Genomic DNA, 15913 nt, shown 5'->3' on the forward strand with positions numbered 1-15913 from the left:
TGGATTAATACATCCTAAGAAAGTTACCAAACAAATTTTATCTATCTGTAATTCAATTATTTGGATTGTCATTTCTTGCTTTTGTCCTATATTTGACATCGCAAAAAATCAACATTCCAATCTCTGTTACAGCACATTTTTTAACCTAAAACATAACTCTTGAAATGAACATTTCTATTGTAGTAACTCAGGAAGAACATTATAAGTATGCGCAGGAAATATGCGATACGATAGAATCGTCTGCCCTGTTGAGAGGTACTGGAATTGCCAAAAGAACGCCTGAATACATCCAAAAAAAGATGGAGAAAGGCGATGCTGTAATTGCGCTTAACAACGGAATCTTTGCCGGTTTTTGCTATATCGAAAGTTGGCAGCACGGGCAATTTGTGGCTCACTCCGGTTTAATTGTACATCCAGATTACAGAAATTTGGGGTTAGCCAAAAAAATAAAATCTTTTGTGTTTGACTATTCACTGCAAAAATACCCGTCTGCAAAAGTCTTCGGAATCACAACAGGCTTGGCGGTGATGAAAATCAATTCGGATTTAGGTTATAAACCTGTTCCGTTTTCAGAACTTACCAACGATCCTAGTTTTTGGAAAGGATGTCAGACCTGCACCAACTTTGAAATCCTGAAAAGCAAAGATTATAAAATGTGTTTGTGTACGGGGATGCTTTATGATCCGGCCGAAAAACCAAAAGATCCGCCCAAACACCCTTTCAATGTAAGGATTTGGAATCGTTTGAAAGAAATTAAACAAGCGCTTTTCTTAAAAAAGTAAAAAATTAGTAAATAGCAATTAGTGATTAGCCAAAAGCTATCACAAAATTTATCAACCATAGCTAAGAATCATTAGCCAAAGTAAAGTAATTATGAAAAAAGTAGTATTAGCATATAGCGGAGGATTGGACACATCATACTGTCTTAAATATTTGAAAAACGAAAAAGGATATGAAGTTCACACGGTATTAATCAACACCGGCGGTTTTGACGATGCCGAACTAAAAGCAATCGAAGACAGAGCTTATGAACTAGGAAGCGCCAAACATGCTAATCTTACCATTCTGGACAAATATTACGATAAAGCGATTAAATATTTAATTTACGGAAACGTGTTAAAAAACAACACCTATCCCCTATCTGTAAGTGCTGAGCGTGTTTTCCAAGCGATTGAAGCGATAAAATATGCTAAATCTGTTGGTGCCGAAGCGATTGCACACGGCAGCACAGGTGCTGGAAATGACCAAATTCGTTTTGATTTAATTTTCCAAACCATCGCTCCCGAAATCGAAATCATCACCCCAATTAGAGATTTAAAATTATCTCGTCAGGAAGAAGTGGCTTATCTACAGGCAAATGGCGTAGAATATTCTTGGGAAAAAGCACAATATTCGATTAATAAAGGATTATGGGGAACAAGTGTTGGAGGAAAAGAAACTTTGACTTCTGGACAGCCGCTGCCTAGTGAAGCTTATCCTTCGCAATTACAAAAAGAAGGCGAAGAAAAAGTAACTTTAGAATTCAAAAAAGGCGAATTGGTTGCAGTAAACGGAAAAGCTGACAAGCCTTCAAACAATATTGTGGTTTTGGAAAAACTGGCCAATGCTTATGCTATTGGCAGGGATATTCACGTGGGTGACACGATTATCGGAATCAAAGGAAGAGTTGGTTTTGAAGCCGCCGCTCCTTTAATCATAATCAAAGCACACCATTTATTGGAGAAACACACTCTAGGAAAATGGCAGCAATACTGGAAAGAACAACTAGGAAACTGGTACGGAATGTTATTCCACGAAGGACAATTCCTAGATCCTGTTATGCGTAACATCGAAACTTTCCTTGAAGACACTCAAAAAACAGTAAATGGAACAGTGACAGTTTCTTTGAAGCCTTACCACTTTTCATTGGACGGAATTGAGTCTAAAAACGATTTGATGAATACTGGTTTTGGCCAATACGGAGAAATGAACAACGCTTGGACATCAGATGATGCTAAAGGATTTATCAAAATTCTAGGTAATGCACAGAACATATTTTCATCTGTAAATAATGAAACTTACGAGTAATCTATTACCAACAAGTTTCAACAAAAATTTTAAACCATTAAGAGATTAAGAAGTATTCAGCTTAATAAGCTTAATTTCTTAATGGTTTAAAAACAAAAAAATGTTTTAAAAATAGATTCTTTTGTAAAACAAAAAATCTTAAAATTAAAAAATTATGATTAACATTGGAATAATTGGCGGATCGGGTTATACTGCGGGAGAACTCATCAGAATATTGATGTTTCATCCCAATGCTAAACTCGATTTTGTATATAGCACGACCAATGCGGGAAAACCGCTTCATGTGGCGCATCACGATTTATTGGGCGATATCGAAATGAATTTTACCGATACCGTAAATCCAAATGTGAATGTAGTTTTCTTGTGTTTAGGACACGGGAAATCGAAAACATTTTTAACCGAAAACCAATTTGCAAGCCATACCAAAATCATCGATTTAGGAAATGATTTCAGATTGCATAAAGATGAAGTTTTTGACGGTAAAAAATTCATTTACGGATTGCCTGAATTGAACAAAGCAGCGATTAAAAACGCTCAGTTCATCGCAAATCCTGGTTGTTTTGCCACTGCGATTCAATTGGCTTTATTGCCTTTGGCGGAAGCCAAATTATTGAACAGCGACGTGCATATCAACGCCACAACCGGAAGCACAGGCGCTGGAGTTGGACTTTCGGAGACTTCACATTTCAGTTGGAGAAACAACAATATGTCGCATTACAAAGCTTTCGAACACCAGCATTTGGGAGAGATTTCTGAAAGTCTGCATCAACTGCAGGATGATTTCACAAACGAACTGCTTTTCATTCCGAACAGAGGGGATTTCCCAAGAGGAATTTTTGCAACATTATACACCGCTTGCGATGAAAGTCTGGAAAATATTGTTGGCAAATATGAAGCGTTCTATAAAAATCAGCCTTTTGTAACGGTTACCACAACCGGCATCAATATGAAACAGGTGGTTCAAACGAATAAATGCATTATTAGTTTAGTAAAAAAAGGAAACCGGATTTTGATTACTTCGGTAATCGATAATTTAGTCAAAGGCGCCTCGGGACAAGCCATTCAAAACATGAATTTAATGTTTGGACTGGAAGAAAGTACGGGATTGCATTTGAAACCAAGCGGATTTTAATCCCCTCCCCAACCCTCCCCAAAGGAGAGGGAGGCGAACGAAAAAAAACATAATAAACATAAAAACAACACCCCCCGTTGTCAAAGTCCCCCCTCCTTCGGAGGGGGTTAGGGGGAGGATAAAAATGAACTTATTTGACGTTTACCCATTATACGATATCACTCCTGTAAAAGCAATAGACTGCACAATTACAGACAAAAACGGAGTGGAATATTTAGATTTATACAGTGGCCACGGAGTAATCTCCATTGGACACACTCAGCCCGATTATGTAGCCAAATTGAAAAACCAATTGGATAACCTTGGGTTTTATTCAAATGCTATTCAGAATCCATTGCAAGTGGAATTGGCTGAAAAACTAGGCAGACTTTCAGGATGTGAAGAATACAGCTTATTCTTGTGCAGTTCTGGGGCTGAAGCCAATGAAAATGCATTGAAACTGGCTTCTTTCCACAACGGAAAATCGAGAGTAATTGCTTTTGACAATTCTTTCCACGGAAGAACTTCGGCAGCGGTTGCAGTAACCGACAATAAAAAAATTGTTGCTCCGATCAATGCCCAGCAAGTCGTTACTTTCTTGCCATTAAACAATCTTGATTTGGTGGAAGCTGAATTAAAAAAAGGAGATGTATCTTCAGTAATTATCGAAGGAATTCAAGGTGTCGGCGGATTGGACGAAGGAACGACCGAATTTTTCCAAGGGTTAGAAAAACTTTGTAATCAATACGAAGCAGTTTTGATTTTGGATGAAGTACAATCGGGTTATGGAAGAAGCGGGAAGTTTTTCGCCTTTCAGCATCACAACATCAAACCGGACATTATTACGCTTGCCAAAGGAATGGGCAACGGTTTCCCGATTGGAGGAATTTTGATTGCGCCAAAATTTAAGGCCAGCCACGGATTGCTTGGAACTACCTTTGGTGGAAGCCACCTTTCCTGTGCTGCCGGAATTGCAGTTTTGGATGTAATCGAAAATCAAAAACTGATTGACAATGTAAATGATGTTTATGCCTATTTCCTTAAAGCGATTAAGCAAGTTCCCGAAGTAGTCAAAGTGAAAGGAAAAGGACTGATGCTGGGTGTGGAATTTGATTTTGAAATCGGTGCTTTACGCAAAAAACTGATTGTCGAAAAACTGATTTTTACAGGAAGTGCGAACAATAAAAACCTATTGAGAATCCTTCCGCCTTTGACAATCAAAAAAGAAGCGATTGACGCATTTATAGTTGCGCTAAAAGAAAGCTTGGCTGAACTAAAAGCATAATTTAATTCAATAGAAAACTTAATAATCTTAATTTCTTAATCGTTCAAAAAATAAAACCATTAAGAAATTAAGAAAATTAAGTAAACGTTTATTCCTCAAGCATAAACACTAACTACTAACTAAAACAACCAATGAGCCATTTATTATCCATAGAAAAAAGAAATGCAGTTCTGAATCGAATGGCAGTACTTTTAGAACAAGAAAGAGCCAACATTAAAGCGATTAATCAAGAGGATTTAAATAATTATTCTGGAGAGGATTTGGCTATGGAAAAACGTTTATTAGTTGACGACGCCAAAATTGACGGAATGATTTTGTCTATGCAGCAATTGGCTGGCCAAGAAGATCCTGTGGGACAAATTCGTTTTAATTTCACGCATGAAAACGGCATGAAAGTGACCAATAAAACAGCTGCTTTTGGAACAATAATGATTATTTACGAATCCAGGCCTGACGTAACTGTTGAAGCTGGAGGAATTGCATTCAAATCAGGAAATAAAATCTTGTTGAAAGGCGGAAAAGAATCCTTGTTATCCAATTTGAAAATTGTTTCGCTTTGGCACCAAGCCTTAAAAGAGAATGAAATTGATACAAATTGGGTCGAATACTTGAATTACAACCGCGCCGAAACTCAGGCATTTCTAGAAAAACCAACACAAAAAATCGATTTAATCGTGCCTCGCGGCGGTGAAAAATTGATTGAATTCACTAAAAAACATGCTACCTGTCCTGTGATAGTCAGCGGTCGTGGCAATAACTTTGTTTATGTAAATCAAGATGCAGATTTGAAAAAAGCACTGGACATAATCATCAACGGAAAAACAACCAATATTGGTGTTTGTAATGCCTTAGACAAGGTTTTGATTGATACTAAATTACCTAATTGGGAGATTTTCGCAACGGAATTAGTATCTGAATTAAAAAAATATAATGTTGAGATATTAGGCGATACCGCTTTTGCAAATGCAACTCAAGTGCCTGCAATTGAAAATGAAGAAATTTGGTACGAAGAGTTTTTGAATTATAAAATTGTTATCGGAATCGTTAATTCTGATGAAGAAGCGATTGAAAAAATAAACAAATATTGCGGTGGGCATTCAGCTTCCATCATCACTCAAAATAACGCTGCGGCACAAGAATTCATGGAAAATGTGGATTCGGCTGCTGTATATCAAAACGCCTCTACCCGATTTACGGATGGAGGGCAATTTGGTTTGGGTGGAGAATTAGCGATAAGCACTGACAAACTGCACCAACGCGGACCAATTGGATTACAGCATTTGGTAACCAATAAATGGTACGTGTATGGTGACGGACAGATTCGGTAGGAAGATTTTAGATTAAAGATTGCAGAATTTTGACTGCAGATTTAAAAACATAAAACATTTTATAGTTAATAATGACAATAGAAACCTTAAATAATTGTGATGTTCGTTTACTCAATGAATTGCAGCCTTCGGGTTGGGGTACTATTTTGCCTGCTCATGAGTTTTATACAGCAAACAAAGATTTTTGCTTTTCTATTCGAATTAATAATGACAATAAAATAATTGGAGTTGGAACCGCTATAATTCATAATGATGTAGCTTGGCTAGGACATATTATTGTGCATCCTGAAAATAGAAATCAAGGAATCGGGAAATTAATTACTCAATCATTAGTAAATGATTCAGTTCCCAAAAATTGTGACACTATTTATCTAATTGCAACCGACCTTGGAGCTCCTGTTTACACAAAATGTGGTTTTGAAACGGAAACAGAATATCTTTTTTTTAAAGATATAAAGACAGAGGAATCTTGGAAAATTTCTAACAGCATTATGCCATTTCATCCTGATCATAAAGCAGTAATTGCTGAAATTGATAAATTAGCAAGTGGAGAAGACAGAATGTTTCATTTAGAAAAACACTTTCAGGATGGTTTTGTTTATCGAAATGATAATGTTATAGAAGGATTTTATCTGCCTACTTTTGGAGAGGGTTTAATTTTAGCTAAAACTAAAGAAGCTGGAATTGAACTCATGAAAATGAGGTTTACGAATCATGATAATGCCTCTTTCCCAAAAGATAATATTGACGCAGTTGATTTTCTTTATAAACATGGATATAAAGAATTTAAAACAGCAAAAAGAATGAGATTAGGAAAACGAAGAGATTGGAATCCCTCAAGTTTATATAATAGAATTGGGGGAAATATTGGTTAACCATAATTTTAAAATATCACATATTTTGATTACTGGCTTTTGTTAGCTTTAAAAACAAAAAAATGAACAAATCAGGTAAAAAAAGAATACTATTAAAGTTAGGCAGCAACACTTTAACCAAAGAAACCAATCACATTTCGAGAGGAAAAATTGAGGATATTGGAGTGCAGATAGCCGCTTTGCAGGACGAATACGAATTCATTATTGTGAGTTCAGGTGCCATTGCGGCGGCCAAACAATTCGTAAAACTGGACAACAACGATAAGGATGTTTTTGTGAAACAAGCATTAGCATCGATTGGACAGCCTCATTTGATGCGGATTTACCATGAGAATTTCAGTGATTTAGGACTGCATATTTCACAATGCCTGCTGTCGTATTCTGATTTTGAAAAACAGCAATCCAAAGTCAACATCGTAAACACGATAAATGTATTAGTCAAAAACAGTTACATTCCTATTATCAACGAAAATGATACAGTTGCCACAGATGAAATCAAATTTGGCGATAATGATAAATTAGCCGCATTAACAGCAGTTTTATTAAATGTTGACATTCTGATTATTGCTACAAATACCAACGGAATTTACACCAAAGCGACAATACACGATGAGTCGCCGGAAACGATAGAATTGGTAACGGATTTATCGCTTTTGCAAAAAGAAATCGGCGATAAAAAATCGTCTCACGGAACTGGTGGCATGCAGTCCAAAATTGATTCGGCGGCCATTGCCAAAGCTGGAAATATAGAAACTTGGATTGTGAATGGACTGGAAGATAATTTTATGCTGAAAGCTTTGAATAATGAAATTGCTTTTACAAAGATTGTGTAAAAATGTTTATTTGGTTAATCGTTAATTCGGTTAGTCGATTAAACAAATTAACGAATAAACTAAATAAAAAAATCATGAACTACACCTCAATAAAAGAAATAGATTCACTCCAAAAATGKGTAAAACAAGCTTTAAAAATCAAAGAGAACCCTCTTAAAAACAAGAAACTGGGAAAAAACAAAACCTTGGTAATGCTTTTTTTCAATTCTAGTTTGAGAACCCGCTTAAGCACACAAAAAGCTGCTTTGAATTTGGGTATGAACGTGATGGTAATGAACTTTGGAAGCGAAGGCTGGACGCTTGAATTTGAAGACGGAACTATCATGAACCAAGGCGCATCGGAACACATTAAAGAAGCGGCTGAAGTGGTTTCTCAATACTGTGACATTATTGCCATCAGAGCTTTTGCAGGATTGGCTGACAAAGAAAAAGACAATGCCGAAACCGTTATGAACGGTTTTCTAAAACATGCCACGGTGCCGATTCTAAATATGGAAAGTGCCACAGGACATCCCCTACAATCCCTTGCTGACGCTATCACAATGGAAGAAAACAAAACCAAACACAGACCAAAAGTGGTACTGTCGTGGGCACCGCACCCAAGAGCATTACCTCAGGCTGTACCAAATTCTTTTGTTGAAATGATGCAATTGCAGACTGAAATGGATTTTGTAATTACACACCCGGAAGGCTACGAACTGAATCCTGATATTACCAAAGATTCCAAAATCGAATATGATCAAGACAAAGCTTTTGAAAATGCTGATTTTATTTATGCCAAAAACTGGAGCAACTATAAAGAATACGGTAAAATCACCAATTCCGATCCAAATTGGACAATCACTGCAGATAAAATGAAACTGACCAACAATGCCAAATTTATGCACTGTTTGCCGGTAAGACGTAATGTAATTGTAACTGACGAAGTGATTGACAGCGAAAATTCGATTGTAATTCAGCAGGCGAATAACAGAACCTATTCGGCTCAATTGGTTTTGCAGAAAATTTTAAAAAGTCTCAAGTAACTAACATACTGAGGCTATGAAACCTCAATATCTTAGAAACTTAGCATCTTCAGAAACTTAGAAACTTTTTACTCAAAATGACTAAACTATCTATCATAAAAATTGGCGGGAACATCATCGACAACCCAACAGAATTGGCACAATTTCTAACCGACTTTTCTAAAATTGAAGGGAATAAAATACTCGTTCACGGTGGTGGAAAATCGGCTACCAAAATGGCTCAAAGTATTGGATTGGTTCCTCAAATGATTGACGGACGCCGCATTACTGACAAACCAATGCTTGATGTGGTGGTAATGATTTATGCAGGCGAAATCAACAAAAATGTAGTGGCTCAATTGCAGGCGCACAACACCAATGCCATTGGATTTTCGGGCGCAGACGGTAATTTAATACTATCCACCAAAAGGAATCATCCCACAATCGATTATGGCTTTGTGGGCGATGTGCAAAAAGTGAACACCCCGTTATTGGAAACATTGCTAAAAAGCGGAATAACACCTGTTTTCTGCGCCATCACACATGACGGACAAGGCCAATTATTGAATACAAATGCAGATACGATTGCAAGTGAATTGGCCATCGCATTATCCGAAGTATTTGAAGTAACCTTGACGTATTGCTTCGAAAAACCAGGTGTTTTATATGATGCAGAGGATGACAGTTCGGTAATCGAACAAATCAACCACGAATTATACGCCAAATTAAAAGCCGAAAAAGCGATACATTCCGGAATGATTCCTAAATTGGACAATTGTTTCAACAGCCTGTCCAAAGGCGTTCAGAAAATTAAAATTGGACACCACCGAATGCTGCAAAACGCTAAAGCTGTGCACACCAGCATTGAATTATAAAAACACTAACAGACCTGACCTGTTTTTAAAATGGGCTAGGTCTCAGGAAAAAAATATGAAGAACATAGAAAACCTCATACAAGAAGCCATCGCTTTGTTAAAATCGCTGATTGCAACACCTTCCTTTTCAAGCGAAGAAGACCAAACGGCACTTTTAATCGAAAATTGGTTCACCCTAAACAACATTCCTTTCGAAAGAGAAAACAACAATATCTGGGCTTATAATCAGCATTTTGACAAATCCAAACCTACACTTTTACTTAATTCCCATCACGATACGGTAAGGCCTAACCAAGGCTACACCAACGATCCGTTTGAAGCGATTGTAAAAGACGGAAAACTTTATGGTTTGGGCAGCAACGACGCTGGCGGTTGCCTCGTTTCGTTAATCGCAGCATTCACTCATTTTTATGCCAATGAAAATCTGCCATACAACATTGTAATCGTAGCTTCTGCTGAAGAAGAAAGCAGTGGTAAAAAAGGCCTGAACAGCGTTTTGAAACATTTACCTGAATTAGAATGCGCCATAGTTGGCGAACCTACATTGATGCAATTAGCGGTAGCCGAAAAAGGATTATTGGTACTCGACGTTGTTGTAAAAGGCACAGCCAGTCACGCCGCACATAACAATCCAGATAATCCAATTTACAATGCAATGCCTGTAATTGATTGGTTCAAAACCTTTCAATTCGAAAAAATATCAGCCGTTTTAGGTCCCGTAAAAATGACCGTAACCCAAATCAATGCTGGAAAACAACACAACGTAGTTCCGGCCGAATGCCATTTGGTAGTTGACATTCGAGTGACTGACTGTTACAATAATACTGAGATCTTGGAAACCGTAAGAGCTAATATTAAAGCGGAAGTTACGCCTCGCTCGATGCATTTGAATGCTTCATCAATTCCCGTTTCTCACGGGTTGGTGCAAGCCGGAATCACTTTAGGAAGAACCACTTACGGCTCTCCGACCCTTTCGGATCAGTCGGTTTTGAGCTGTCAATCCCTGAAACTGGGACCAGGAGAATCCCTGCGGTCGCACTCGGCAGACGAATTTATATATGTAAACGAAATAGAAGAAGGAATCCAATTGTATATCAAAATATTGACTGACTTTTTTAAACAATAATATTACGGACAGGTACGGACAAGTCGCGACTTGTCCCTTCATCAAAAAAATAATCATCTTATGAAACTTTGGGAAAAAGGAATACCAACCGACAAACAAATCGAACATTTCACCGTTGGAAATGACCGTGAATTAGATTTAGTTTTGGCCAAATATGATGCTTTGGGATCAATTGCCCATGCCAAAATGCTTGGCCAGATCGGCTTATTAACAAATATTGAAACCGAATCTTTGGTCGTGGCTTTGAACGAAATCATACAGGATATTGCAAACGGGAATTTCGAAATCGAAGACAGTTTTGAAGACGTGCATTCCAAAATCGAATACTTGCTAACAGTAAAATTAGGCGATGCCGGAAAAAAAATCCATACGGCTCGTTCCCGTAACGACCAAGTTTTAGTTGATGTCAACTTATATCTGAAAGATGCCGTTGCAGCATTTAAAGAGCAGGTAAAAACACTTTTTGATTTAATGATGGAATCGGCTGAGAAACACCAAAATGTATTGTTACCAGGCTATACGCACTTACAAATTGCAATGCCGTCTTCTTTCGGAATGTGGTTTTCTGCTTATGCCGAAACCCTGATTGACGATATTACAATGCTTAATGCCGCTTTAAAAGTGGTAGACCAAAATCCATTGGGCTCAGCGGCAGGTTACGGAAGCTCCTTCCCTATCAACAGAACTTTTACCACTAAAGAATTAGGTTTTGAAACGTTGAAATACAATTCGGTTGCGGCACAAATGAGCCGTGGAAAATCGGAGAAAACTGTAGCTTTTGCCATGAGCAGTGTTGCGGCAACTTTGGCAAAATTCTCAATGGACGTTTGTTTGTATATGAGCCAGAATTTTGATTTTATAGGCCTGCCTTCTCATCTAACAACTGGTTCAAGCATAATGCCACACAAGAAAAATCCAGATGTTTTTGAGTTAATCCGCGGAAAATGCAACAAGATTCAATCCTTGCCTTATGAAATTACTTTAATCACCAACAATTTGCCAAGCGGTTATCACAGAGACTTTCAATTATTGAAAGAAGGTTTATTCCCTGCGATTCAAAACCTGAAAGCTTGTTTGGACATTGCTATTTTCTCTATCAAGGATATTAAAGTAAAAGATAATATTCTTGCAGATAAAAAATATGATTATTTGTTTACTGTGGATACCTTAAACGAAATGGTGGTAGCGGGAATGCCGTTTAGAGATGCATATAAAGCCGTTGCTGAACAATTAGAAGCTGGCAACTACCAATCACCAAAAGAAACCAAACACACACATGAAGGAAGCATTAATAACCTTTGTTTGGAGGAAATAAAAGCAAAAATGAAAAATGCTTATTAAGCGAAATCATCATTCCATAAAAAGAAAAGACATTAGGATTTGAATAAATCCTAATGTCTTTTCTTTTTATGGTTTAAGCAAAAAAACACTATCTCTCCCTAATAGCCCTGACAGAAGTGGAAATCCTTGTGGGTCGGGGTTCGACCCACAAGATTAAAACGGATGGCAGGAACCATCTAACCAAAAATGCCTAATGTTTCTGCTTCTAAAAAAATAATCAAACCATATTTATTAATTCAAACTTGGCGCTTCGGGGATTTTGACTTTAATTTTATTTTTCTTAGCCATTAGTAAATAAGCTGTAATACCGCTTAGAATAACCAGCAAAGCAATTTCAAGTTCGCCCAAACTATTGTTTCCATTATGGATAGCAGTAGCATGGTCTAATTTAGATTTCCCTTCCTTTATCTGCAGATTAGATAGTTTTCCTAATATCTGCAATCCCTGATTACTGGAAGCTGCAATCTGGTTCCAGTTTTTATTTCGGTTTTGTTCTTTAATCTTGGCACAGGATGATAAAAATGATTTAATAAATGATTTTTCATTTGGTGTCAAAACCGTTTTTAAATACAGTTTATCAATGTTTTGAATATTGCCCAAAGCTATTGCAGTTCCCTCCATTTTTTGGATATCATTCAATTGGAGATTTATTGCATTTGCTTTTATCGAATGAAGCTCATTAGCATATTGAAAAATATAATGCTCTACAACCAATCGGTCATTAAAGATAGCTTTGATGTCCTCATTCGTTTTTTTGGAATTATGCAACGTATTGAAATTATTCAATAGAATAATAACCATAACAATTAGCAGAATAAAAGCGGCTTTGGTTTTATTTGTATATGTTTTTACATCTTTCATCTTGCAGATTTTATGATTTTGCAATATAGGAGAATGTCTTGGGTAATGCAATTTTATTTAAAAAATTTAGATAATTCATCTAAATCTATAATTGTTACAATTGTTTCGAAACATAATTTTTAATAAATACTGCGTTCCAATTAGTAATAAAAATTCTATATATTTGAGAAATATCTTAACTGAATACTATGGCGAATTTGGAAGAACAGGCTGCACAAACTCTTTTTGAACAAAATCATATTACTGAGGAACAATTCGAAGCCATTAAAACCTATCGTGGCTTGAATTTATTTTCGGTTCACAATGAATTAAAATTCTTACTATACCTTTCGATGCTGTTGTTTACATCTGGTGTTGGAATACTAATTTATCAAAACATTGATACCATTGGCCATACGGTTCTGCTTGGATTATCGCTGCTAATAACATTAATCAGCTTTTATTTTTGTTTTAAAAATCATGACGGTTTTAAAAAAGATGAAGCTCCATTTCCTAATCCGTTATATGATTATTTAGTGCTTACAGCTGTTATATTGAGCTGCACGTTTGTGGGGTATCTGCAGTTTCAATACCAGACTTTTGGAACGCATTATGGATTAGCTACTTTAGTTCCTACCCTTATCAGTCTTTTTTGTGCCTATTATTTTGATAATAAAAGCGTGCTATCGATCGGAATCACAGGAATGGCAGCTTATTTGGGGCTTTCGGCAGATCCAAAACATTATTTTGAAAACGAAATGTTTAATAACAGAACCTTAAGCTACATCGGATTGGCTTTTGGGCTGACTTTGTTGCTTTGGGCTTTATATGCCAGCAAAATTAATCTAAAAAAACATTTCAATCTGGTCTATCTTACTTTCTCACTGCACTTAGCCGGCATTGCCTGTATGGTTAATTTATGTGATGATTATTGGTTTCCTTTTGGTATAGTGCTAGGAATTGCTACTTATTATTTTTATAATTTAAGTTTCCAGATAAGATCAATTTCTCTGTTTATTTTCACTGTTTTATATGGTTTTATTGGAATGAATATCTTTTTTGTAAGGGTATTAGACTCCATTCATTTTGATGACTTTTTCTCCATATTCATTTTTACTACCCCTTTCTATTTTATAGGCACTATAATTGGGTTTATAAAACTGATTAAACATTTTAACAAAAACACTTCCGATGACAGCATACGATAAAATACTTTTGGACAACGTTTACATAGACGAAGAAGCGAATCGACTGAAGGAATCTGGGTTCATTAGTCAGGAACAATATAAAGGTTTGAGCTATCAATTACCTAAGTTAAAAAGCCAAAACAATCTCTTTATCCGAATTGGTTTCTTTGTTTTGGGCTGTCTGCTGTATTCATCAGTTTGTGGTTTTATATCACTTTTGGGATTGGGCATTATGGACAATGCGTACCTGTTTTTTATCTATCTTTTCGCCATCATTGGTTTTGGAGTGAAAGAGTATATGTCTCGAGAAATGAAATATTTTGGTTTCGGCTTAGATGATGCTTTTATTTTGGGAGCTATTTTAGCATTACTGATTGGCGTTGGACTTACATTTGAACAAAACTATGACCCCAGCTATCTCGCTGTTATTATTGTAATGGCAGCTGCATCCAGTATTGCCTATCTGCGCTATCTCAATCTCTCTTTGGCACTGCTTGCGTGTATTGGAATAACAGGAAGTGCTGCATATCTAATATTTGATTATCTTATAATTGGTAAAGCCATATTGCCTTTTGCAATGCTGCTGTTTTCTGGAGCTGGTTATTTTATTTCTAAAAAAAAGATCCAAAATCAAGCTTCACCCTATTATGATAATGGACTGAAATTAGCCAAAGGCTTCTGCTTAATTCTATTCTATCTTGCTGGTAACTATTATGTGGTAAGAGAATTAAATTTCAGCCTATCTGAAGATTATTTCTACAATGGCGTAAGTCCTGAAATTCCTTTTGCATTGTTTTTTTGGGTTTTTACATTTATAATCCCTGTAGTTTATCTGGTTTTTTCTTTGAAAACCAAAGACCGAATGATGCTTTGGATTGGCTTTCTGGCACTTTGCTTTAGCTTTTTTACTTTCAGAATGTATCATCACGTTTTACCGCCTGAGGCCGCTTTAACCATTGGCGGATTCGTTCTGTTTGCTTTTACCTATTTTGCCATAAAAAAAACAAAACACAAAGAAACCGGAATCACTTTCAAAGCAGATCGTTTTACGAATCCAAATGCTTTTGCTAATCTGCAGACACTTGTGGCCGCTTCGCAATTTGGCATTAAACCAGAAACAAAGGCAGAAGAATCTCCAATGGAATTTGGCGGTGGCGGATTTAGCGGTGGCGGTTCGAATGGGGAATTTTAATCTAAAAAACTATCCTAAAAGTCCCGAATGTAACAATTCGAGACTTTTTGATTATATTTTTTTTCCAACATAAATGCAGATGGGATAATAAAGATAAAATTTACCTTCAATACTGCTTACGTTTACTCCCAGATTATTTTTTTCGCTATCTTGGGTAATGATCAAACGAAGCACTTCTTTTTCGCTATCTGAAAGATGTGAAGCATGAAGCTGCGTTTCTAATTCTATTGGCATTTCATAATAAATTTTTTTACACTCTTTTAATTTCGAGTTTTGAAATAGGGCTTCAAATTTTTCAGCTGTCAATGCACCTACATGAGATGAATCCCTTAATTTTTCCATTTGATCATAACAGTTTACTTTTTTTGCCGGTAATGCAACATCAACAACCATAATGCTTCCATTGGGCTTGCAAACTCTAATCATTTCATCAAAAACCTTTTCATAATCCATTAAATGATGAAAACTGAAACGGGTAACAACAGCCGAAAATTGATCATCCAAAAACTGCAGCGGAACAACATCACCCAAAATCCAATTGATATTCATCAGATTATTAATTAATTGCAATTTCTTTGCTTCATCAAGCATTTCTTTTGTAATATCAATTCCTATAACATGGTGGGCATGCTTAGCAAACTCACAAGCCACAATACCCGAACCGCAGGCAATATCAAGAACTGTGTCTTCTTTGGAAACAGCCGCCATTTTAATTAATACTTCCAATGAATCCCGATGTGCAGCAACAGCAGTATAAGAAGCGGCTTGTTTTGAAAATTGTTCTTTAATGTTTTCGTTGTGTATTTGCTTTTCCATAATTTTTTTATTCAAAATTAATTAAAAGAAATA

At 36.4% G+C, this 15913-nt stretch carries 15 protein-coding genes; 13 read left to right on the forward strand and 2 right to left on the reverse strand.

The window, feature by feature from the left end:
- Positions 1-164: 164 nt before the first annotated feature.
- The 11 genes from AC1DVP_RS12580 to argH all read left to right on the forward strand — a co-directional run bounded on the left by AC1DVP_RS12580 (position 165) and on the right by argH (position 11845).
- Positions 165-782 carry a GNAT family N-acetyltransferase gene (locus AC1DVP_RS12580; protein ID WP_477183821.1) on the forward strand — a complete coding sequence of 206 codons (618 nt, stop codon included), beginning with the start codon at positions 165-167 and terminating at the stop codon, positions 780-782.
- 91 nt (positions 783-873) lie between these two features.
- Positions 874-2067, forward strand: a complete 1194-nt coding sequence (locus AC1DVP_RS12585; protein WP_477183822.1) for an argininosuccinate synthase — start codon at positions 874-876, stop codon at positions 2065-2067.
- Between the two features lie 154 nt (positions 2068-2221).
- Positions 2222-3199 carry an N-acetyl-gamma-glutamyl-phosphate reductase gene (gene argC / locus AC1DVP_RS12590; protein WP_477183823.1) on the forward strand — a complete coding sequence of 326 codons (978 nt, stop codon included), beginning with the start codon at positions 2222-2224 and terminating at the stop codon, positions 3197-3199.
- A gap of 124 nt (positions 3200-3323) precedes the next feature.
- Entirely contained in the window at positions 3324-4463 is a 1140-nt protein-coding gene (locus tag AC1DVP_RS12595; RefSeq protein ID WP_477183824.1) for an aspartate aminotransferase family protein, read from the forward strand.
- Positions 4464-4594: 131 nt separating this feature from the next.
- The gene (locus AC1DVP_RS12600) at positions 4595-5791 is read left to right on the forward strand and encodes a glutamate-5-semialdehyde dehydrogenase (RefSeq protein WP_477183825.1); all 1197 of its coding nucleotides are present in this window, start codon (positions 4595-4597) and stop codon (positions 5789-5791) included.
- Between the two features lie 71 nt (positions 5792-5862).
- Positions 5863-6666, forward strand: coding sequence for a GNAT family N-acetyltransferase (locus AC1DVP_RS12605; RefSeq protein ID WP_477183826.1), 804 nt, complete (start codon positions 5863-5865; stop codon positions 6664-6666).
- A 62-nt stretch (positions 6667-6728) separates the two neighbouring features.
- Positions 6729-7499 (forward strand): glutamate 5-kinase, encoded by a 771-nt coding sequence (gene proB / locus AC1DVP_RS12610; protein WP_477183827.1) that lies wholly within the window; start codon positions 6729-6731, stop codon positions 7497-7499.
- Between the two features lie 74 nt (positions 7500-7573).
- Positions 7574-8524 (forward strand): N-acetylornithine carbamoyltransferase, encoded by a 951-nt coding sequence (locus tag AC1DVP_RS12615; protein WP_477183828.1) that lies wholly within the window; start codon positions 7574-7576, stop codon positions 8522-8524.
- A gap of 77 nt (positions 8525-8601) precedes the next feature.
- Positions 8602-9378, forward strand: a complete 777-nt coding sequence (argB, locus tag AC1DVP_RS12620; RefSeq protein WP_477183829.1) for an acetylglutamate kinase — start codon at positions 8602-8604, stop codon at positions 9376-9378.
- A 55-nt stretch (positions 9379-9433) separates the two neighbouring features.
- On the forward strand, positions 9434-10504 hold the full coding sequence (locus AC1DVP_RS12625; RefSeq protein WP_477183830.1) for a M20 family metallo-hydrolase: 1071 nt from the start codon (positions 9434-9436) through the stop codon (positions 10502-10504).
- A gap of 60 nt (positions 10505-10564) precedes the next feature.
- Positions 10565-11845 carry an argininosuccinate lyase gene (gene argH / locus AC1DVP_RS12630; protein ID WP_477183831.1) on the forward strand — a complete coding sequence of 427 codons (1281 nt, stop codon included), beginning with the start codon at positions 10565-10567 and terminating at the stop codon, positions 11843-11845.
- A gap of 231 nt (positions 11846-12076) precedes the next feature.
- Here argH and AC1DVP_RS12635 read toward each other — a convergent pair whose 3' ends face one another.
- Positions 12077-12706 carry an MCP four helix bundle domain-containing protein gene (locus AC1DVP_RS12635; protein ID WP_477183832.1) on the reverse strand — a complete coding sequence of 210 codons (630 nt, stop codon included), beginning with the start codon at positions 12704-12706 and terminating at the stop codon, positions 12077-12079.
- A 188-nt stretch (positions 12707-12894) separates the two neighbouring features.
- Between AC1DVP_RS12635 and AC1DVP_RS12640 the strand changes: the two genes are divergently transcribed.
- The gene (locus tag AC1DVP_RS12640; protein ID WP_477183833.1) at positions 12895-13893 is read left to right on the forward strand and encodes a DUF2157 domain-containing protein; all 999 of its coding nucleotides are present in this window, start codon (positions 12895-12897) and stop codon (positions 13891-13893) included.
- A complete protein-coding gene (locus AC1DVP_RS12645; protein ID WP_477183834.1) occupies positions 13877-15064 on the forward strand; it encodes a hypothetical protein in 1188 nt (395 codons plus the stop codon). Before AC1DVP_RS12640 ends, AC1DVP_RS12645 begins: the two co-directional genes overlap by 17 nt.
- A 51-nt stretch (positions 15065-15115) precedes the next feature.
- On the opposite strand, the gene AC1DVP_RS12650 is transcribed toward AC1DVP_RS12645, so the two are convergent.
- Positions 15116-15880, reverse strand: a complete 765-nt coding sequence (locus tag AC1DVP_RS12650) for a class I SAM-dependent methyltransferase (RefSeq protein WP_477183835.1) — start codon at positions 15878-15880, stop codon at positions 15116-15118.
- Positions 15881-15913: the final 33 nt, after the last annotated feature.

Source organism: Flavobacterium sp. P3_A6, from assembly GCF_056403035.1.